Raw genomic sequence first — 18,128 nt, 5'->3', positions numbered from 1 at the left:
GCGTGCGCGGATGGCCGACGCGGGCCTCTGCCCCGGCCCGGTATCATGCGGGGCGATGACTAAGGACGGCGGCAAACAGGACAAGAAGGCGCAGCAGTACGGCGTGACGCCCCAGAGCGTGGATTTCAACGACTGGTACAACGAGGTCGTGAAGAAGGCCGACCTGGCCGACAACAGCCCGGTGGCGGGCGCGATGGTCGTGCGGCCCTACGGCAGCGCGCTGTGGGAGAACATCCAGCGCTGGCTGGACGACCGGTTCAAGGCGACCGGGCACGAGTCGCTGATCTTCCCCACGCTGATCCCCATGGGCTTTATTACCAAGGAAGCGGATCACGTGGAGGGTTTCGCGCCGGAGCTGTTCACGGTGAACAAGATCGGCACCGAGGAACTGGCCGAGCCGTACGTGATGCGCCCCACCAGCGAGACGATCATCGGGCACATGTGGAGCGGCTGGCTGAACTCCTACCGTGACCTGCCGTTCCTGCACTACCAGTGGGGCAGCGTGTTCCGCGCGGAGCTGCGCACGAAGGCGTTCCTGCGCACCAGCGAGTTCTACTGGCACGAGGGGCACACCGCGCACGCCGACGAGACCGAGGCGCGCGGCGAGGTGCGGCAGATGCTGGACATCTACCACGAGTTCTGCCGGGACGTGCTGGCGCTGCCCGTGGTGCGCGGCGAGAAGACCGCCAGCGAGCGCTTCGCCGGGGCGGTCGCCACGTACTCCATCGAGGGCATGATGCGTGACGGGAAGGCCCTCCAGAGCGGAACGTCACACTACCTGGGGCAGAACTTCAGCCGGGCCTTCGACGTGAAGTTCCAGACGCGCGAGCAGCGCGAGGAGTTCGCGCACACGACCTCCTGGGCCATTTCCAGCCGCATCATCGGGGCGATCATCATGACGCACGGCGACGACTTCGGGCTGATCATGCCGCCCCGCATCGCGCCCATTCAGGTGGTCGTGATTCCCGTGGGCCGCAAGGACAACTTCGATCAGATGGTGGAAGAAGGCGAGAAGCTGGCCGCCGAACTGCGCGCCCAGGGTGTGAAGGTCAAGGTCGATAAACGCGACGGCGTGACGAACGGCTTCAAGTACAACGACTGGGAACTCAAGGGCGTGCCCGTGCGCATCGAACTCGGCCCCCGCGACCTGGAGAGCGGCGTGGTCGTCGTGAAGAACCGCAACGGCGACGAGAAGGAAACCCTGCCCCGCGCCGAGGCCGTGACTGGCATGAACGCCCGCCTGGACGGCATTCACGACTGGCTGCTCAGCCGCGCCACGGGCTTCATGCTGGAGCACACCATCCCCGTGGACGACTTCGAGACCTTCGCCGCGAGGATCGAGGACGGCAACTGGGTGCGCGCGTACCACTGCGGGGACGCCGACTGCGAGAAGAGCATCAAGGAGGCCACCAAGGCCACCACCCGCAACGTTCCCCTGGACGACGCCGAGTTCTTCAACGAAAGCGGCGAGGGCCAGTGCGTGAAGTGCGCCAGGCCCAGCGCCTACGGCAAACGCGTGATCTTCGGCCGCCAGTACTGATACGGACTCCGATTGAATGGGCTGTAAAGCCCGTTCAATCCGAGCGAAGCGAGTGGGAGCAACACGGGTTTCGGGCGTGGAGCCGGCAATCCGGTGAAGTTGCGGATTGTTGGCGAAACAAACGGAATCCGTATGATACCGACTCGGAGAGCTGCTCCGCAGAGGAGGGGAAAAGCGGGTTCCGTCTGCTTCGTTGGCCATCCGGCGCATGGGCGGGGTCGGGCGTCTGCACGGTGACCGCCGGGCCCCCTCTCCCCGGCCACGGTGGGAAGGGCCGGCGGGGGGAGGGTGTCCGGGGGGTACCGGTCAGGGGGAGGGCGCGGCCTATACTTGCCTATGACCCCAGTGGACCGCGTGCTTCAGGAGGCGTGGCGACGGCGTGAACTCGAACCTGCCCGTGCGTGGACGCTGCTCGGGCAGGTCCGGGACGCGCCGATGACGGCGCCGGAGCGGGCGGCGTGGCAGGTGACGGACAGCTACCTGCAGTTCCGGGAGGCGCGGCAGGCCGAGGCGCTGGAGGCAACGGGGCAGGCGCTGGCGGTGCTGGAAAAGCAGCCGTCGTCATGGTGGTACTCGCGGGCGCTGAACGTGCGGTCGTGCGCGCTGCTGGAACTCGGGGAGTGGGAGGGCGCGCTGGAACTGCTGGGCACGCAGCTGGCCGCCTGCCGCGCGAACGGGGACCGGGAGACCGAGGGCTGCACGCTGCACGACCTGGGGGTCATGCACACGCGGCGGGATCCCGCGCACGCGCGGACGTACCTGCGTGCGGCCCGGGAGGTGTTCACGGCGCTGGCGCACGGGGTGGGGCTCACGTACGTCGCCTGGAGTGAGGGCGAGCTGCTGGACGCGCTGGAGCGGCCGGAGGAGGCCACTGCGCGGTACCACGAGGCGCTGGACCTCGCCAGGGCGCACGGGCATCACTTCATGGAGGTGCTGGTGCTGGCGCGGCTGGGCGAGGTGGCGCTCGCGCAGGGGCGCGCCGCGCAGGGTGAGGAGTGGCTGCGGCGGGCGCTGGTGAAGCAGGATGCCGGGCCCGGGCGGCCGCTGTGGGTGTCGGTGCCGCCGATGGTGCACCTGCTGCGGCGCAGTGGCCGGCTGGCCGAGGCGCAGGAGGTACTCGAGACGCAACTGGCGCGGGCAGACGCGGCCGGGATGATCGTGGCGCAGCTGTCCATGCGGGAATTGCTCTCGGAGGTGCTGGAGGAACGGGGCGACGCCGTGGGGGCGCTGCGTCACGCGCGGGCGCACCTGCAGCTGCTGCGGCGCGAGCACGCCGAGGAGCAGCAGCGGCGGGTGCGGGCGCTGGAGGTGCTGCACCGCACCGCGCTGGCCGAGTGGGAGGCGCAGTCGCAGCGGCAGCAGAACGGAGCGCTGCGGGCGGCGCTGGCGGACCTCGAAGCGCTGCACCGGCAGGCCGAGCGGGTCAGCCTGACCGACGAGCTGACGGGCGTCCACAACCGGCATTTCCTGATGACGCGCGTGGCGACGCTGACGGGCTCGCTGCCGGACGGGACGGCGGTGGCGATCCTGGACATCGATCACTTCAAGCGGGTGAACGACCGGTACGGGCATGACGGTGGGGACCGGGTGTTGCGGGCGTTCGCGCAGCACCTGGCGGGGCGTCTGGCGGCGGGGGAGCTGCTGGCGCGGTTCGGTGGTGAGGAGTTCGTGGTGGTGTCGCCCGGCCGGTCGGTGGGTGAGGCGCAGCGGACCCTGCAGGGCACGCTGGCGTCGCTGGGGGAGCTGCGGATCGCGGGCCTGCCGGCGACGTTCCGGCTGTCGTTCACGGCGGGTGTGGCGGCGTTGCGTGGCGGCGACCTGCTGGGGGCGCTGCGCCGCGCCGACGACCTGCTGCTGCGCGGCAAGCGGCAGGGGCGGGGGGTGGTGCTGCCTGAGCCGGACTCCGGTTGAAAGGATTGCAAACCCTTTCAACCCGGGTGGAGTGGGCAGGAGAGAAACGCCCCTCCGGACGTGGCGCTGGCAATCCGGTGAAGTTGCGGATTGTCGGCGGAACAAACGGCAGTCCGTGTGAGCGGGGTGGCCGGGGGGCCGGGACCGGCCATCGCCAAGCAGATTACAAATTAGGTAAACTGTTCTGCTATGCTGCCCGGAATGAAGCGTGCCCTCCTGCCCCTCCTGACCCTCTCCCTGATCGCCAGCGCCAGCGCGCAGCAGGCGAAAGAACTGCGCCTGGGCGTGTTCCCCAACGTCACGCACGCCGCCGGACTGGTCGGCGTGCAGCGCGGCCTGATCCAGAAGAACCTCCCGGACGGCGTGAAGCTGGTCGTCCGGGAATTCGCGAACGGCAGCCAGATCAACGAGGCCTTCGCCGCCGGCGCCATCGACGCCGCGTACGTCGGCCCCGGCCCCGCCATGAACGCCTTCATGCGCGGCGTGCCCATCCAGGTGTACGCCGGGGCCGCGAACGCCGGGGCGGTGCTGGTCGCCCGCAAGGACAGCGGCGTGCGCAACGTCAGGGGCCTGGCCGGCAAGAAGGTCGCGGTCCCCACGCGCGGCAGCACGCAGGACATCAGCCTGCGTCACCTGCTGCACGAGAGCGGCCTGAAAGCCACCGACGAGGGCGGCACCGTCACCATCGTGCCCATCGACCCGGCGAACATGCCCGCCGCGTTCGCCGCGAAACAGGTGGACGCCGCGCTCGTGCAGGAACCCTGGGGCGCCGTCATGGAAACGCAGGGCGCGAAACTGATCGTGAACGAGAAGGGCATCTGGGAGGGCGGCAACTACACCACCACCGTCCTGACCATGAACACGAAGTACGCCGCCGCGAACCCCGAGACCCTCAAGGGGCTGCTGAAAGGACACCTCGCCGCGATCAGTTACATCAAGGGCAGCAACGCGGGCGCGCAGAAGGCAGTCGCCGAGCAGATCTACGCCTTCACCGGCAAGCGCCCCAACACGAACGAGCTGTTCAAGGCGCTGGCCCGCACGCGCGTCACCTGGGACATCAACCTCAAGACCCTCGCGGAGTACGCGCAGCTGAACAAGGAAGCGGGCTTCGCGCGGGACGTCCCGGACCTGAACCGCTTCGTGAACCTCGACCTGATCCGCACCCTCGCGAAGTGAGCCCCGGCGCCGGCACTCCGTCCGGGCGGGACGGAGGCCTTCCCCGGATGCTCTAGACTGAAGGGATGACGGGGCCAAAGAAAGGTTCACGGGGCCGAGCCCCACAACGCAATACAGCTCAGGGTCGCGGTGGCATCACGCGCGACACCATCAAACCGGCCCGCCCGGCGCGGGACACGGGCGGCACGGACCGCAAGGACGGACCGCGCCGGGACACCCGCAGCGAGACCCGCAGTGACCGCCCGCCCGGCCCGCGCGGCAGTGACGCCCGCCCCGGCCGGGCAGGCGCGGCAGGCGGACGTGGCGGCGTGAGCGGCAGCCGCAGCGGCGAGAATCCCGCGCGGCGCAAACCCGGCGAGGGCAGCCGCAGTGACGAGGGCCGCAGCGAGGGCCGCGGCGCGGTCGAACGGCGCTTCACCTCGGGCGGCCCGGCCCGGCGCAGCCCACCCAAACCGGGCAAGAAGGCCCTGCCGGAACTCAAGCGCGTGCAACTGGACGCCCCCGCACCCGACGCGGCCTTCCGCGACCGGGACGGCGAGACGCTGACCTTCCCGGACAGCAACCTCAAGCGGGTTGCGGCGAAGATCCTGACCGAGAAGAAGAAGGCGTGGCGCTACCGGCCCTTCGCGTTCCCGCTGTTCACGGACCGCGGCAGCGAGCAGTCCTTCCACTTCGACTTCTACATCTACGACGCCGAGGACAGCGTGATCCGCCTGATCCTGGTCATTCCCTTCGAGTCCCGTGAAGTCTGGGACCGCGTGGGGCGTTTCAAACGGCAGTACCCGATGTACACCTACGAACTGTGGACGCCCGAGAAACTGGCCCGCCTGAGCGGCCCGCGCGGTCGCCTGGAATTCTGAGCGGTTCCCGCACGGCCCGCCGCCCCTGCCCGGATCCGGGCAGGGGCGGCGTCCTGATACGGCTTCCGTCTGTTTCGTTCACCACCCGGAACAGCACCGGGTTGCCGACTCCACGTCCGGAGGGGCGTTTCTCTCCTGCTCTGCAGGGCAGCTCTCCGGGTCGCATCCGCCCGGACCCGGCGGCGTTGCACGCCAGTCCATCGGAGTCCGTCTGAACGGCCGATGATCCGGGCGCTGGCGCCCCGCCGCGTGCCCGTGCGTGAGGGCCATGAGAGGTCCCTTGAGCGTCACTTGGTTTTGTGCCGCGCTGTACAGGAATCCCGGGAGCATCTGGTAACGTTTCCACACAGGCGCCCCTGGCGCCGCCGCGTGCGGCTCCCGGTCGCCGAGCCGCCGCGCACCCCTGCTCCCCTGCCCCATCCACTGCCTGAACACCCTGCCCCACGCCCGACGCAGTGCGGGAAGGCACGGCTTCCCAAAGGAGATTCACGCACATGACGACCCCCACCCAGCCCCACCTGCGTCCCGGCCGCCCCTATCCCCTGGGAGCCACCTGGGACGGCCAGGGCACCAACTTCGCCCTGTACTCCGAGAACGCCAGCGGCGTGGAACTGTGCCTGTTCGACGAGCAGGGCCGCGAGACCCGCCTGCCGCTGCGCGAGCAGACCGCCTTCGTGTGGCACGCCTACCTGCCCGGCGTGCAGCCGGGCCAGCGCTACGGCTACCGCGTGCACGGCGAGTACGCCCCGGAACGCGGCCTGCGCTTCAACCCGAACGTCGTGCTGCTCGATCCCTACGCCAAGGCGCTCGACGGCACCGAACGCTTCGACGAGGGTGTGTTCGGGTACGTGCCGGGCGAGGACGACAGCGTCATGCAGCAGCAGGAGCAGCGGGGCGCGCCGCTGGGCATCGTCGTGGACCCCAGCTTCGACTGGGGAAACAGCCGCCGCCCCGAGATCCCGTTCCATCAGGCCGTGATCTACGAGGCGCACGTCAAGGGCCTCACCATGACCCACCCGGACGTGCCGGACGAACTGCGCGGCACCTACGCCGGGATCGCCACCGAACCCATCCTGTTCTACCTGCGTGAACTGGGCATCACCAGCATCGAACTGATGCCCGTGCACCAGCACGTGGACGACCCCTTCCTGCTCGACAAGGGCCTCACCAACTACTGGGGGTACAGCACCCTGTCGTTCTTCGCGCCGGACGTGCGCTACAGCGCCGAGGCCCGCAGGGGCAACCCCGCCGGGGCCGTGGACGAATTCAAGCAGATGGTCAAGGCGCTGCACGAATCCGGCATCGAGGTCATCCTGGACGTCGTGTACAACCACACCGCCGAGGGCAACCACATGGGCCCGACCATGTCCTTCAAGGGCATCGACAACCCCACGTACTACCGGCTGGTGGCCGAGGACCCGCGCTTCTACTTCGATTACACCGGCACCGGCAACAGCCTGAACGTCCGCCACCCGCAGACGCTGCAGCTGATCATGGACAGCCTGCGTTACTGGGTCACCGAGATGCACGTCGACGGTTTCCGCTTCGACCTCGCCAGCACCCTGGCACGCGGCCTGCACGAGGTCGATCAGCTCTCGGGCTTCTTCACGATCATCCACCAGGACCCGGTCATCAGTCAGGTGAAACTGATCGCCGAACCCTGGGACGTCGGTGAGGGCGGCTACCAGGTCGGGAACTTCCCCGTGAACTGGGCCGAGTGGAACGGCATCTACCGCGACGACATGCGCGCCTTCTGGAAGGGCGACGGCGGCCTGGCCTCCGAGATCGGGTACCGCCTGACCGGCAGCAGCGACCTGTACCAGAACGACGGCCGCAAACCGTACGCCAGCATCAACTTCGTGACCGCCCACGACGGCTTCACGCTGCGTGACACCGTCACGTACGAGCAGAAACACAACGACGCCAACCAGGAAGGCGGCAACGACGGCCACAACCACAACATCACCTGGAACTGCGGCGTCGAAGGCGAGACCGACGACACCGAGATCAACGCGCTGCGCGCCCGCCAGCAGCGCAACTTCCTGGCGACCCTGCTGCTCGGGCAGGGCACCCCGATGCTGCTGGGCGGCGACGAGATCGGCCGCACCCAGGGCGGCAACAACAACGCCTACTGCCAGGACAACGAGATCAGCTGGTACGACTGGGCGAACCTCGACGAGGGCCTGCTGGCCTTCACGAAGAAGGTCATCGCGCTGCGCAAGGCGCACCCGGCCCTGCACCGCCGCAAATTCTTCAGCGGCCGCACCATCCGCGGCGAGAACGTGCGGGACATCGTCTGGCTGCGCTTCGACGGCGCCGAGATGAGCGACGAGGACTGGAACAACCCCCAGACGCAGAGCATGGGCATCTTCCTGGACGGCAACGGCCTGGACGACCTGGACAGCCAGGGCCGGCCGCTGCTGGACGACCACCTGCTGCTGCTGCTGAACGCCTCGCACGTGGACCTGCCGTTCACGCTGCCGGACCTCGCCGGCTGCCAGCACTGGGAACTGCTGCTCGACACGGGCGACGATCAGGCCCGCGAGACCGTGACGGCCGGCCAGGAAACGAACCTGCAGGCCCGCAGCGTCAAACTGTACCGCTGCCCCCGCCCGTAACCCCCATCCGGGACAGAGCAGTCATACGGACTCGGATTGAATGGCTTACAAAGCCGTTCAATCCGAGCGGATGCGACCCGTAGAGCTGCGCCGCAGAGCGAGCGGGAGCCGAAGCGGGTTCCGTCTGCTTCAGGTCTCGTAGGTGCGGGCCACGCTGGTCAGGACGCTGCGGTACTCGCCGGCAGTGATCAGGCCCATGGCCATGGCGTGACTGGCGGCGTTCAGGCTGTCGGCGGCCAGCACGAGGTCCGCGCCGGTCCTGCGGACCTCCTCGCGGAGTTTCAGGACGCCGCTGTCACGGGCGCCCTCGGTCACGTCGCGGATGTACACGGCCAGCACGCGGCCCGGGTGGCGGCGCACGACCTCGGCGTAGATTTCCGGGTCCTTCTCGCCGCTGTCACCGATCAGCACGAAGTTCAGGTCCGGGAAGCGCGTGAAGATCCGTTCGATCACGCCGTGCTTGTACCCGCCGTGCCCGCCGAGCAGGTCCACGCCCCAGTTGCGAAGGAACATCGGCCCCAGCGGAATGCGGCGGTAATCCAGGAACTGCCACAGCAGGTCGAAGAAATTCCAGGGGCTGCTGGACACGTAGAAGATCGGGTTGCGGGCCTCGCCGTCGCGGGTCAGGGCGCGGTACAGGGCGCCGACGCCGGGGAACGGCAACCTTGTGCGGGCGTTGCCGGTCAGGACGGTGGCGAGCATGCGCGGCAGGCTGGTCACGTCCGACTGGATGACCGTGTCGTCGAGGTCGCTGATCACGCCGAAGCGGGCGTCCGCGACGACCTGCACGCGCGCCGTGGCGGTCACGTCCCGGCCTTCGAGCGTCAGGGCCGCCTGATGCCACCCGCCGGGCAGCGGCACCTGCGGCGTGAAGATCAGCGTGAAGTACCCGTCGGCGTCGCTGATGGCGCTGACCTGCTGACCGTCGAGGGTGCCCGTGACCGTCACGCCGCCCACCTCGCGGGACAGCAGGCGGCGCAGGACGTTCTGCGCGTTCCGCAGGCGGCGGTCCCCCTTGCGGGCGGGCTGCATGGTGCGCGGCAGCAGCACCCGGCCCATCAGTTCCACCTGGGCGGGCGTGCCCCAGCCCACGTACGGCTGCAGCAGCAGCTTCCCGCGGGCCCGGCGCGGCTGGATGAAGGTACTGAACGCCTGATCGGCCGCCAGCAGGGCGCGCTCCAGCATGGGCTGCAGGGTCTTGAACGCAGTCGTTACTGGATTCACCCGCCCAGTGTAACGGCCCGGCCCGCGACCGTCAGGATGGGGGGGCGGTCCTCACCCGGCGCGGCGTTCAGAACAGGACCATCCCGCCGGTCGCGCCGAGCGTGCTGCCGCTGGTGTAACTGCTCTCCTGCGACGCCAGGAACACGTACATGGCGGCCAGTTCGGCCGGCTGGCCGGGGCGGCCCAGCGGGGTGTCCTTGCCGAACTGCATGACCTTCTCCTGCGGCTGCCCGCCGCTGGGTTGCAGGGGCGTCCAGAACGGGCCGGGCGCGACCGCGTTCACGCGGATGCCGCGCGCACCCAGTTGCTGCGCGAGCGCCTGCGTGAACGCCACGATGGCCGCCTTGGTGCTCGCGTAGTCCAGCAGGTTGGGGCTGGGCCGGTACGCCTGGATGCTGGTCGTGTTGATGATGCTGGCGCCCGCGCCCATGTGCCGGACGGCCTCCTGCGTGAGCCAGAACATGGCGTACACGTTCGTGCGGAACGTCAGGTCGAACTGCTCGGTCGTGATGTCCGCGATGCCCGGCTGCGACACCTGCTTCCCGGCGTTGTTCACCAGGATGTCCAGCCCGCCCAGCTCCTGCACGGCCCGCGTGACGAGGCCGCGGCTGAACGCCTCGTCGGTGATGTCGCCCGGCAGCGCCACAGCTTTGCGGCCCGCCGCCTCAATCAGCGCCACGACCTCCCGCGCGTCCTGCTCCTCCTGCGGCAGGTAGCTCAGGGCGACGTCCGCGCCCTCACGGGCGAAGGCGATCGCCACGGCCCGCCCGATGCCGGAGTCCGCGCCCGTGATCAACGCCCGGCGGCCCTGCAGGCGGCCCAGGCCGACGTAACTGTCCTCGCCGTGATCCGGCAGGGGCTGCATGGCCGACGCGAGGCCCGGCGCGTCCTGCGGCTGACGCGGGAACGGCGGGGCCGGGTACTGCGCGCGGGGGTCCTGCATCTCGAATTGCGGCTGGCTCTGGCGGGCATCCTGATCACTCATGCCCCCAGCCTCCCCCCCCACACCCACCCACCGCGTGACCCGCCCATGAACCCCACTTGGCCCGACGTAAGGCCCACCTTGACGCGCCGCTCATGGGTGATGGGTGGCAGCGTGCGGGCAACCCGATCGCCCCTGTCAAGCCGCACCCACTCCCGGCCTACTTCCCGGTGTGGTCGTAGCGCCGCACGATCAGCCGGCGCACCACGCGGTCACCCAGGGCCGGGAAGCGCCGGTCGAGCCACGCGAACAGGTGGTAGAGGCGGGGCACGATCACCTCGCGGCGGGGCCGCAGCAGCACACCCGCCACGGCGCGCGCCACGACTTCCGGGCCGGGCATGGGCAGGCGGGCGCGGGCGGTCATCTCGCTCCGCACGAAGCCCGGCGAGACGAGGCTGACGTGCACGCCGCTGCCGAGCAGTTCGCGGCGCAACCCGAGGCTGAAGCCCCGGACGCCGTACTTGCTCGCGGAGTACATGCCGTTCGTGGCGGCCTGCCCGGCCACCGAGCCGATGTTCACGACGTGCCCGCTGCCCCGCCCGCGCATCTCGGGCAGGACCAGCCGGGTCAACTCGATGGGCGCGTCGAGGTTCACGCGCAGGACGCGCAGCGGGTCCGGGTCGTCCCACCACCAGCCTCGCTCGACCGTGACGCCCGCGTTGTTGATCAGCACGTCGATCCGCCCGAAGTGGGCGTGCGCGGCGGCGATCAGGGCGCGGCGCGAACCAGCGTCGGTCACGTCGGTCGGCACGGCGATCACGCGGTGCCCGGACGGGTCGAGGCGGCGGGCCAGGGCAAGCAGTTCGTCCTCACGGCGCGCGGCGAGCACCAGCGCGTAGCCCAGCGCGGCGAGTTCCGTGGCGGTGGCCAGACCGATCCCGCTGGACGCGCCGGTCAGGACCACCACCGGGCGGGCCGTGTTCCACGGGGGGGTGGGGGCCGTCATGACGCGGCCTGTGACGTGCGGGGCTGTGACATGAGGTGATGGTATCCCCAAGCGCCGCTCAGCTGCCCGTCAGGCAAGCCCCCGACACTGGGGGGATGCGCCGCGCCCACTTCCTGTCCCGCCTGGGCCTCACGCTGCTGGGCAGCCTGCCCGCCTCGGCCCTGAACGTCCCCGCCCTGCCCGCCCTGCCGGAGATCGCTCCGGTCGGCGCGCCCGCGCGCCCCACCCCCGCCCGGCCGGTCCTGCCGCAGCCGGCCACACAGCCAGCCCAGCCGGTCCGGGCGGCCAGCGCTCCCAGCGACCCGCTGTTCGCGCAGCAGTGGACGCTGCCGGTCATCCGCGCGCCGCAGGCGTGGGCGCTGAGCGGCGTGCAGGCGGCGAAACCCGTGACGGTCGCCGTGCTGGACACGGGCTTCGTGAACAGCCCGGAACTCGCGGGCCGCGCCGTGAACGGCCACGACTTCGTGAGCGATCCCGCCCGCGCCGGGGACGGCGGCGGCCGGGACGCCGACGCCAGCGGCGTCGGACCCTACGCCTTCCACGGCGAGGTCGTGGCGAACATCATCGCCGCCGCGCACGACGGGCGCGGCATGGCCGGCCTGAACCCACGCGCCCGCGTCGTGCACGTGCGCGTGGCAGGCACCGACGGGCAGATCGACGTGCCGGACCTCGTGGACGGCCTGAAGTGGGCGGCAGGCCTGCCCGTGCCGGGCGCACCCAGCAACCCGAACCCGGCGCGGCTGCTGAACCTCAGCCTGTTCGCGGATTTCATTCCCCTGACCCGCTGCGACCCGCGCGTGCAGGCCGCCGTGGACGCCGTGACCGCGCGCGGCGCACTGGTGATCGCCGGGGCCGCGAACGACGGCGCGGACGCCGGGGGGTACTCGCCCGCCGGGTGCCGCAGCGTCCTGACCGTCACCAGCGTCACCGCGCAGGGCGCGCGGCCCGCGTACGCCAACTGGGGCCGCAGCGTGGCCCTCGCCGCGCCCGGCGGGGAGGTCGGGCACGGCGTGACCGTCAGCAGCGTCAGCGGCGCGGGCGGCGTGCGCGACCCGAACGGCACCAGCCTCGCCGCGCCGCACGTGACGGGTGTCGCCAGCCTGCTGCTGGGCGTGCGGCCCAACCTGACACCCGCCTCGCTGCGCCGCATCCTGACGTCCACCGCCGCGCCCTTCCCCGGCGGCAACTGCGACCCGCAACCCGCCCGCAGCTGCGGCGCCGGCACCCTGAACGCCGAGGCCGCCCTGAACAGCGCGCTGTCCAGCAGCCTGGGGAAGTGAACGTACCGTGGCTGGCGGGACGCGCGGCCCCCACCCCACCCGCTACCCTGAACGCATGAGGTTCGAACAGTGAACGCGCCCGCGTGGCGCATCTGGCTGGTCGCCGCGCTGATGTGCGGCTGGGCCATCCTCGCCATCCGTTTCGGCACCCGGCAGGAGTGGCCCATGGTCGGCCTGAGCGTGATCCTGCTGATCAGCAACGGCGTGACCCTCTGGCGTCTGACCCGCCACGGCAAGTAATCCGGGTTCCGATTGTTTCGCCCTCCCCCCACCCATCCGCCGGATTGCCAACGCCACGCCCGGATGGAACGGTGTTGGTCACCCATTCAACCGGAGTCCGTCTAAGGGGTTCTAGCGGTGGCCGCGCCGGGGGAAGTCCGGGGCGGGTTCGCCGTGCAGCACCTCGCGTTCCACCTTCTTCCAGAAACCGAAGAAGCGCCGCAGCGGGCCGTCGAAGCTGGTCAGGCGTTCCGGTTCGTGAATGACGACTCGCAGGTCCGGGCGGGCGGCGCGCAGGCCGTCCACGATGCGCGCAAAGTCCGGCGTGAAGTTGCGGGTGACGTGCAGCTCGGCGGCGTGGTGCGCGGCGGCGAAGGCGGCGAGTTCGTCCGGCACGGCCCCCACCCGGAGCTCGGTCGGGCCGGGGCGGTGCGCGGCGAGGTCCCGCACACCCTGGTACATGAACGCCAGACGCGGAAACGCGACCGGCACCGCCTGAAGGAACGGACGGTCGAACACGAACAGCGCCGGGGCGTCCGGGCAGGCGCTCAGGGCCGGGTCCGTGACGGACAGGCTGTCCCCGTGAACCCACACGACCCGGCGGACCTGGGCGGCGGTCACGGCTGCGTCCCGAACAACTGCGTTTCGAGTTCCCCGTACGAGGCGCGGAACGGACACGCGGCCCGGCAGGTGCGGCACCACCGGCCGCCGCTGAAGCGGTCGATGTTCTCCTGATTCATGAAGTACGGCTTGTTGCTGAAGGTGCTCGCCACCCACTGCCACGACAGGGCATTGTTGGCAATGTCCCCGTCGAGCAGGTGCTCGCGGAACAGGGCGTACCCGGCCCGCCAGTCCACGCCGCGCCAGTGCACCAGGTACGCCGCGAACCACAGCCGCTCGTGGTTGTGCAGCCACCCGTCCCGGATCAGGTGCGTGACCCAGGCGTCCGCGCAGGGCAGCCCGGTGCGGGCCCCACGCACGTCGTCCGGCAGGGTGCCCGTCCAGCGGGCCGGGTACTTGGGGTCCTCCAGGTTCCCCAGGACCCGCGCGCCCTCCTGGCGCAGCACCAGCCGGTAGAATTCCGCCCAGGTCAACTGCCGCAGGAACTCGTCCCGCTCGCGGCCCCGCATGACGGCGCGGGCGTGCGCGGCGACCTCGCGCAGGCCCAGCATGCCGTGCCGCAGGTACATGCTCAGGCGCGACACGTTCCCACCCAGGAAGTTGCGGCCCGCGTACCCCTCGCCCGTCCAGGCGTGCAGGGCGGCCAGTCCCGCCGTGCGGCCGCCCGCGCGGGCCGGGAGGCGCGGCTCGCCCGTGTACAGGCCGGTCAGGGCCTCGCCCAGCACGCGGGGCAGCTGATCGTCCGGCAGGTCGGGCGGCAGGCGCAGGGCATCGGTCATGCGGTCAGCATCGCCGCCCACGCCACCGCACACCGTACGGCCCGGCACAGCGCGCGGGCAGGTGAAGGGTCAGCCTCCCGGCACCTCGCCCGGCAGGCCCAGGTCCGTGTCTGGCCCCGGCGGGTACGGGAACCCCAGCACGCGTCCCATCGTCAGCATCTGGCCCTTGTGATGAAACTCGTGCGTGACCGGGTGCATGACCAGCCACCGCTGCGTGACCCTCAGCACCTCGCCCGGCAGGACCAGATCGAACGCTTCATCCGGCGCCGCGAAGGTGTCCAGCGCCCGCTCCATCATGCTGTCCACGTCCGCGAACACGCGGCGCATGGCGGTCACGTCCGGTACGCTCGCCGGGTCCGGGCCGCCCACGTCCTCTCGCAGGCCCCGCGCGCCCACCCACACCCGGTAACACCCGGCCACGTGCGCCTGCACGTTCCGCAGGCTGCCGAACGCGAACTCGGAGCCCTCCAGGGTGTACACGCCGTCCGGCAGCGCCTCCGCCCACGCGAACACCCGCTCGCGTGAGACCTTCACCCAGGCGTAGAGGGAACCGAGGTCAGGATTCATGCCGTGAGTGTAAGGACACGCAGATCCCACGGACACAGGCCCCACCACTATGCATGGCTGGCCCATCATACTCACATTCTGATATCAGACACTGATACTCGTGGATACGAACCTGTTCAAGGGCAACCTGGACCTGATCCTCCTGAGCGTCCTGGAACGCGAGGGCGGCTACGGCCAGGACATCGCCAAGCGCGTCAGCGCCGTCACGGAGGGCAGCATCACCCTGAACGCCGGGAGCCTGTACCCGGCCCTGCACCGCCTGGAAAAGGGCGGGTTCCTGAGCGCCGCCGAGACGACCCCCGCCCGTGGCGGCCCCCCGGTCCGCACGTACACCCTGACCGACGCGGGCCGCGCCGAACTGCGCCGCAGACGTGACTCGTACCGCGCCTTCGATGCGGCCCTGCGGAGCCTCTGGTGACCCCGCCCGCCGTTCAGGCGTACCTGCGCCGCGTGACGCGGTTGCTGCCACCCACCGCCGCCCGGAGGGTCAGGGCGGAACTGCACGGGAACCTGCACCAGAGCATGCTCGACGCCCGCCTGCGCGGCCTGACCGAAACCGACGCCTGGACCGCCGCCCTGAGTGAGGCTGGACCGGCCCTGCCCGCCGCGCTGCGCTTTGCGCGCACGCACACACTGGGACTGGCGCTGCGCTGGCTGCTGGCCGCCGGCCTGCTGGGCGGGGCCGCGTACGCCCTCCAGGGCACTCACCCAGCCGCACCCACCCCCACGACCACGCAGGCGCAGCCATGACCGCCGCCCGCCAGGACAGTCGCCTGACCCGCCTGTGGCGCGACTGGCTGTCCCCGCTGGCCTTCGCGCTGCTGCTGACGCAGTTCGGCGCGACCGCCGTGCGCGTGGACGGCGTGAGCATGCTGCCCGGCCTGCGCCACGGCGAAACGCTGCTCGTCCCGAAAATCGAAGGGGGGGCGCACACCCTGGGCGTCGGCAGCTACGGTCGGGGTGACGTCGTGGTGTTCAAATCACCCCGCACCGCCACCCAGGAGTGGACCCGCACGTACCGGGGACTCACCCTTCCCTGGGCGTACCGTCCGTACCTCGTCAAGCGGGTGATCGGACTGCCCGGCGACACCGTACAGGTCACGCAGGGCCGCGTCACCGTGAACGGCCACCCCCTGAACGAACCCCGCACCACCGCCTACTGGAGTGGGGCGTGCCACGACACGACCAGCCCCCTGGCGAACACGCCGCCCGTCACCGTCCCGGCCGGAACGTACTTCGTGCTGGGCGACAACCGCAGCCCCGGCGGCAGCCGCGACAGCCGCGTATTCGGCCCGGTCGGCACCGCCGACATCGCCGGACGCGCCGTCGCCAGCGTCTGGCCCCTGAGTGTCACCAGTGAGGCCGCGCCCCCCTGCAACGGCCAGCCGCACCCCGAGCAGCGCGTGAAGACAGGCGGCCCGCAGCAGTGGAATCCGCGTCTGCTCCTGCCCTGACCCATCCTCCGGAACGACATGCCAGCACCCCCGCCACTCGGACGGGGGTGCTGTCTTGCCTTCAGCCTTCTGCCATCGGCCTGTCTTATACGGATTCCGTTTGTTTCGCCTACAATCCGGAACTTCACCGGATTGCCGACTCCATGTCCGGAACCCGCCCAGCTCCCACTCGCTTCGCCCGGATTGAACGGGCTTTGCAGCCCATTCAATCGGAGTCCGTATTACAGCGAGATCAGGAAGGGGTCTTCGAGGCTTTCGCAGATGAAGCGCACGAAGCGGGCGGCGTCGGCGCCGTCGATCAGGCGGTGGTCGTAGGTGAGGCTGAGGGGGAGCATGTTGCGGGGTTCGAACGCGCCCGTTTCCTTGTTCCAGACGGGTTCCATGCCGCCGCGGCTCACGCCGAGGATGGCGACTTCGGGGCTGTTCACGATGGGCGTGAAGGCGTGTCCGCCGATCCCGCCGAGGTTGGAAATCGTGAAGGTGGCGCCCTGCATCTCGTCGGGTTTGAGTTTGCGGTCGCGGGCCTTGCCGGCGAGTTCGCTCAGTTCGAGGACGAGTTCGGTGATGCTCTTGCGGTCGGCGTCCTTGACGACGGGGACGAGCAGGCCGACGGGCGTGTCGACGGCGACGCCGATGTTCACGAAGTCCTTGTAGATGACCTGCTGGGCGTCGAGGTCGAGGCTGGCGCCGAATTTGGGGAACTGACGCAGGGCGTTCGCGACGACCTTCATCAGGATGTGGGTCATGGTGAGTTTGCCGCCGGCCTTCTCGACGCGCGCGCCGAAGCGTTTGCGGGTCTCTTCCATCAGGGTCACGTCGGCCTTGTCGAAGTGCGTGACCATGGGGATCGCGGTGCTGGCGGTCATGGAGCGCACGGTGGCCTTGCGGATGCCGCTCATGTCCTCGCGGGTCACGCGGCCCCACTTCTCGAAGTTGGGGAGGGGCGCGGCGGCCACGGCGGGCGTGGCGGCAGGTGCGCTGGCCTGCGCGGCGGCGGGCGCGGTGACGGTGGGGGTGCCGCCGGTGCGGCGCACGTCCTCCTCGCTGATGCGGCCGGCGATGCCGGTGCCCTGCACGGCGTGAATGTCCACGCCGAGTTCACGGGCGAGGCGGCGGACGCTGGGCGCGGCGGGAACGACGCTGCGGCCGTCGAAGGTCTGGGGGTTCTGCGTGCCGGACTGCCTGGGGGCGGCGGCCTGCGCGGCGGGCGCTCCGGCGGGCTGGGCCGGTGCGGCGGCAGGGGCGGAGGGTGCCGCCGGGGCGGGCGCGGGAGCAGCAGCGGGCGCGGCCGGGGCGCTGCCGCCGAGGGTGGCGATCACGCCGCCGACCTTCACGGTGTCGCCCACGTTCACGCTGACGCTCTGCACGGTGCCGCCCGCGTTGGCGGGCACCTCGACGACGGCCTTGTCGGTCTCGATCTCGATGACGGGCTGGCCCTCGGTGACGGTGTCGCCCGCCTTGACGAGCACGGTCACGACGGTGCCCTGTTCGATGTTGTCACCCACGTCCGGCAGGGTGATCTGTGCGCCGCCGCTGGCCGGGGCGCTCGCGGGGGCGCTCGGGGCGGTGTCGGCGGCCTGCTCTTGCTGGGAGGCCTGCTGTGCCTGCGCGACCTGCTCGCTGCTGGCGGTGTCGGTCGCGTCGACCGGGGCGCTCGCGGGGGCGGCCTGGGTGCTGGCGCCGCCCAGGGTGGCGATCACGCCGCCGACCTTCACGGTGTCGCCCACGGTCACGTTCACGGCTTCCACGGTGCCGGCGGCCTCGGCGGGCACCTCGACGACGGCCTTGTCGGTCTCGATCTCGATGATGGGCTGGCCCTCGGTGACGGTGTCGCCCGCCTTGATCAGCACGGTCACGACCGTGCCCTGCTCGATGTTGTCGCCCACGTCGGGGAGTTTCAGTTCAGTCGCCATGATGGGTTCTCCTTCGGAGAGGGGTTGATGGTCGAAGG

Annotated in this window: 17 protein-coding genes; 10 read left to right on the top strand and 7 right to left on the bottom strand. The window is 70.5% G+C overall.

The features are described from left to right. The first annotated feature begins 55 nt into the window (after positions 1 to 55). The 5 genes from proS (at position 56) to glgX (ending at position 8,105) form a co-directional block, all read left to right on the top strand. On the top strand, positions 56 to 1,540 hold the full coding sequence (proS, locus tag ABDZ66_RS06550; RefSeq protein WP_343757265.1) for a proline--tRNA ligase: 1,485 nt from the start codon (positions 56 to 58) through the stop codon (positions 1,538 to 1,540). A gap of 336 nt (positions 1,541 to 1,876) precedes the next feature. Further along, positions 1,877 to 3,451: a GGDEF domain-containing protein gene (locus ABDZ66_RS06545; protein WP_343757264.1), complete on the top strand. Its 1,575-nt coding sequence runs from the start codon at positions 1,877 to 1,879 to the stop codon at positions 3,449 to 3,451. A 201-nt stretch (positions 3,452 to 3,652) separates the two neighbouring features. Next, positions 3,653 to 4,627 carry an ABC transporter substrate-binding protein gene (locus tag ABDZ66_RS06540; protein ID WP_343757263.1) on the top strand — a complete coding sequence of 325 codons (975 nt, stop codon included), beginning with the start codon at positions 3,653 to 3,655 and terminating at the stop codon, positions 4,625 to 4,627. 65 nt (positions 4,628 to 4,692) lie between these two features. Further along, a complete protein-coding gene (locus ABDZ66_RS06535; protein ID WP_343757262.1) occupies positions 4,693 to 5,487 on the top strand; it encodes a hypothetical protein in 795 nt (264 codons plus the stop codon). Between the two features lie 494 nt (positions 5,488 to 5,981). After that, complete coding sequence (glgX, locus tag ABDZ66_RS06530) at positions 5,982 to 8,105, top strand: glycogen debranching protein GlgX (protein ID WP_343757261.1); 2,124 nt, start codon at positions 5,982 to 5,984, stop codon at positions 8,103 to 8,105. A gap of 129 nt (positions 8,106 to 8,234) precedes the next feature. On the opposite strand, the gene ABDZ66_RS06525 is transcribed toward glgX, so the two are convergent. The 3 genes from ABDZ66_RS06525 to ABDZ66_RS06515 all read right to left on the bottom strand — a co-directional run bounded on the left by ABDZ66_RS06525 (position 8,235) and on the right by ABDZ66_RS06515 (position 11,257). Next, the gene (locus ABDZ66_RS06525) at positions 8,235 to 9,290 is read right to left on the bottom strand and encodes an App1 family protein phosphatidate phosphatase (RefSeq protein WP_425544412.1); all 1,056 of its coding nucleotides are present in this window, start codon (positions 9,288 to 9,290) and stop codon (positions 8,235 to 8,237) included. Between the two features lie 106 nt (positions 9,291 to 9,396). Further along, positions 9,397 to 10,314: an SDR family oxidoreductase gene (locus ABDZ66_RS06520; protein ID WP_343757259.1), complete on the bottom strand. Its 918-nt coding sequence runs from the start codon at positions 10,312 to 10,314 to the stop codon at positions 9,397 to 9,399. A gap of 157 nt (positions 10,315 to 10,471) precedes the next feature. Next, on the bottom strand, positions 10,472 to 11,257 hold the full coding sequence (locus ABDZ66_RS06515) for an SDR family NAD(P)-dependent oxidoreductase (protein WP_343757258.1): 786 nt from the start codon (positions 11,255 to 11,257) through the stop codon (positions 10,472 to 10,474). A gap of 95 nt (positions 11,258 to 11,352) precedes the next feature. Between ABDZ66_RS06515 and ABDZ66_RS06510 the strand changes: the two genes are divergently transcribed. After that, on the top strand, positions 11,353 to 12,537 hold the full coding sequence (locus tag ABDZ66_RS06510; protein WP_343757257.1) for a S8 family serine peptidase: 1,185 nt from the start codon (positions 11,353 to 11,355) through the stop codon (positions 12,535 to 12,537). Between the two features lie 69 nt (positions 12,538 to 12,606). After that, the gene (locus tag ABDZ66_RS06505; protein WP_343757256.1) at positions 12,607 to 12,777 is read left to right on the top strand and encodes a hypothetical protein; all 171 of its coding nucleotides are present in this window, start codon (positions 12,607 to 12,609) and stop codon (positions 12,775 to 12,777) included. Positions 12,778 to 12,888: 111 nt separating this feature from the next. Here ABDZ66_RS06505 and ABDZ66_RS06500 read toward each other — a convergent pair whose 3' ends face one another. The 3 genes from ABDZ66_RS06500 to ABDZ66_RS06490 form a co-directional block, all read right to left on the bottom strand. Further along, positions 12,889 to 13,377: a deoxyribodipyrimidine photo-lyase gene (locus tag ABDZ66_RS06500; RefSeq protein ID WP_343757255.1), complete on the bottom strand. Its 489-nt coding sequence runs from the start codon at positions 13,375 to 13,377 to the stop codon at positions 12,889 to 12,891. Continuing rightward, positions 13,374 to 14,156 carry an FAD-binding domain-containing protein gene (locus tag ABDZ66_RS06495; RefSeq protein WP_343757254.1) on the bottom strand — a complete coding sequence of 261 codons (783 nt, stop codon included), beginning with the start codon at positions 14,154 to 14,156 and terminating at the stop codon, positions 13,374 to 13,376. The genes ABDZ66_RS06500 and ABDZ66_RS06495 overlap by 4 nt, the downstream gene beginning before the upstream one ends. Positions 14,157 to 14,225: 69 nt before the next feature. Beyond that, positions 14,226 to 14,723 carry a DinB family protein gene (locus ABDZ66_RS06490; RefSeq protein ID WP_343757253.1) on the bottom strand — a complete coding sequence of 166 codons (498 nt, stop codon included), beginning with the start codon at positions 14,721 to 14,723 and terminating at the stop codon, positions 14,226 to 14,228. A gap of 100 nt (positions 14,724 to 14,823) precedes the next feature. Here ABDZ66_RS06490 and ABDZ66_RS06485 point away from each other — a divergent pair, with 100 nt between their 5' ends. The 3 genes from ABDZ66_RS06485 to lepB are packed head-to-tail and all read left to right on the top strand — an operon-like array spanning position 14,824 to position 16,177. After that, entirely contained in the window at positions 14,824 to 15,141 is a 318-nt protein-coding gene (locus tag ABDZ66_RS06485) for a PadR family transcriptional regulator (RefSeq protein ID WP_273987102.1), read from the top strand. Further along, positions 15,138 to 15,473 carry a hypothetical protein gene (locus ABDZ66_RS06480; RefSeq protein WP_343757252.1) on the top strand — a complete coding sequence of 112 codons (336 nt, stop codon included), beginning with the start codon at positions 15,138 to 15,140 and terminating at the stop codon, positions 15,471 to 15,473. Before ABDZ66_RS06485 ends, ABDZ66_RS06480 begins: the two co-directional genes overlap by 4 nt. Further along, positions 15,470 to 16,177, top strand: coding sequence for a signal peptidase I (lepB, locus tag ABDZ66_RS06475; RefSeq protein WP_343757251.1), 708 nt, complete (start codon positions 15,470 to 15,472; stop codon positions 16,175 to 16,177). The genes ABDZ66_RS06480 and lepB overlap by 4 nt, the downstream gene beginning before the upstream one ends. Before the next feature lie 221 nt (positions 16,178 to 16,398). On the opposite strand, the gene aceF is transcribed toward lepB, so the two are convergent. After that, positions 16,399 to 18,090, bottom strand: coding sequence for a dihydrolipoyllysine-residue acetyltransferase (aceF, locus tag ABDZ66_RS06470; protein WP_343757250.1), 1,692 nt, complete (start codon positions 18,088 to 18,090; stop codon positions 16,399 to 16,401). Positions 18,091 to 18,128: the final 38 nt, after the last annotated feature.

Source organism: Deinococcus depolymerans (genome assembly GCF_039522025.1).
GTDB lineage: Bacteria > Deinococcota > Deinococci > Deinococcales > Deinococcaceae > Deinococcus > Deinococcus depolymerans.
Note: the sequence above shows the minus strand (reverse complement) of the source record. Positions and strands in the feature narration are given on the sequence as shown.

Bases quoted from the DNA above. Each gene is read 5' to 3' on its own strand.
- ABDZ66_RS06510 (WP_343757257.1), top strand. From the start codon at position 11,353: ATGCGCCGCGCCCACTTCCTGTCCCGCCTGGGCCTCACGCTGCTGGGC.
- ABDZ66_RS06525 (WP_425544412.1), bottom strand. From the start codon at position 9,290: ATGCTGGAGCGCGCCCTGCTGGCGGCCGATCAGGCGTTCAGTACCTTC.
- proS (WP_343757265.1), top strand. From the start codon at position 56: ATGACTAAGGACGGCGGCAAACAGGACAAGAAGGCGCAGCAGTACGGC.
- ABDZ66_RS06540 (WP_343757263.1), top strand. From the start codon at position 3,653: ATGAAGCGTGCCCTCCTGCCCCTCCTGACCCTCTCCCTGATCGCCAGC.
- ABDZ66_RS06520 (WP_343757259.1), bottom strand. From the start codon at position 10,314: ATGAGTGATCAGGATGCCCGCCAGAGCCAGCCGCAATTCGAGATGCAG.
- ABDZ66_RS06515 (WP_343757258.1), bottom strand. From the start codon at position 11,257: ATGACGGCCCCCACCCCCCCGTGGAACACGGCCCGCCCGGTGGTGGTC.
- ABDZ66_RS06535 (WP_343757262.1), top strand. From the start codon at position 4,693: ATGACGGGGCCAAAGAAAGGTTCACGGGGCCGAGCCCCACAACGCAAT.
- glgX (WP_343757261.1), top strand. From the start codon at position 5,982: ATGACGACCCCCACCCAGCCCCACCTGCGTCCCGGCCGCCCCTATCCC.
- lepB (WP_343757251.1), top strand. From the start codon at position 15,470: ATGACCGCCGCCCGCCAGGACAGTCGCCTGACCCGCCTGTGGCGCGAC.
- ABDZ66_RS06495 (WP_343757254.1), bottom strand. From the start codon at position 14,156: ATGACCGATGCCCTGCGCCTGCCGCCCGACCTGCCGGACGATCAGCTG.
- aceF (WP_343757250.1), bottom strand. From the start codon at position 18,090: ATGGCGACTGAACTGAAACTCCCCGACGTGGGCGACAACATCGAGCAG.
- ABDZ66_RS06490 (WP_343757253.1), bottom strand. From the start codon at position 14,723: ATGAATCCTGACCTCGGTTCCCTCTACGCCTGGGTGAAGGTCTCACGC.
- ABDZ66_RS06545 (WP_343757264.1), top strand. From the start codon at position 1,877: ATGACCCCAGTGGACCGCGTGCTTCAGGAGGCGTGGCGACGGCGTGAA.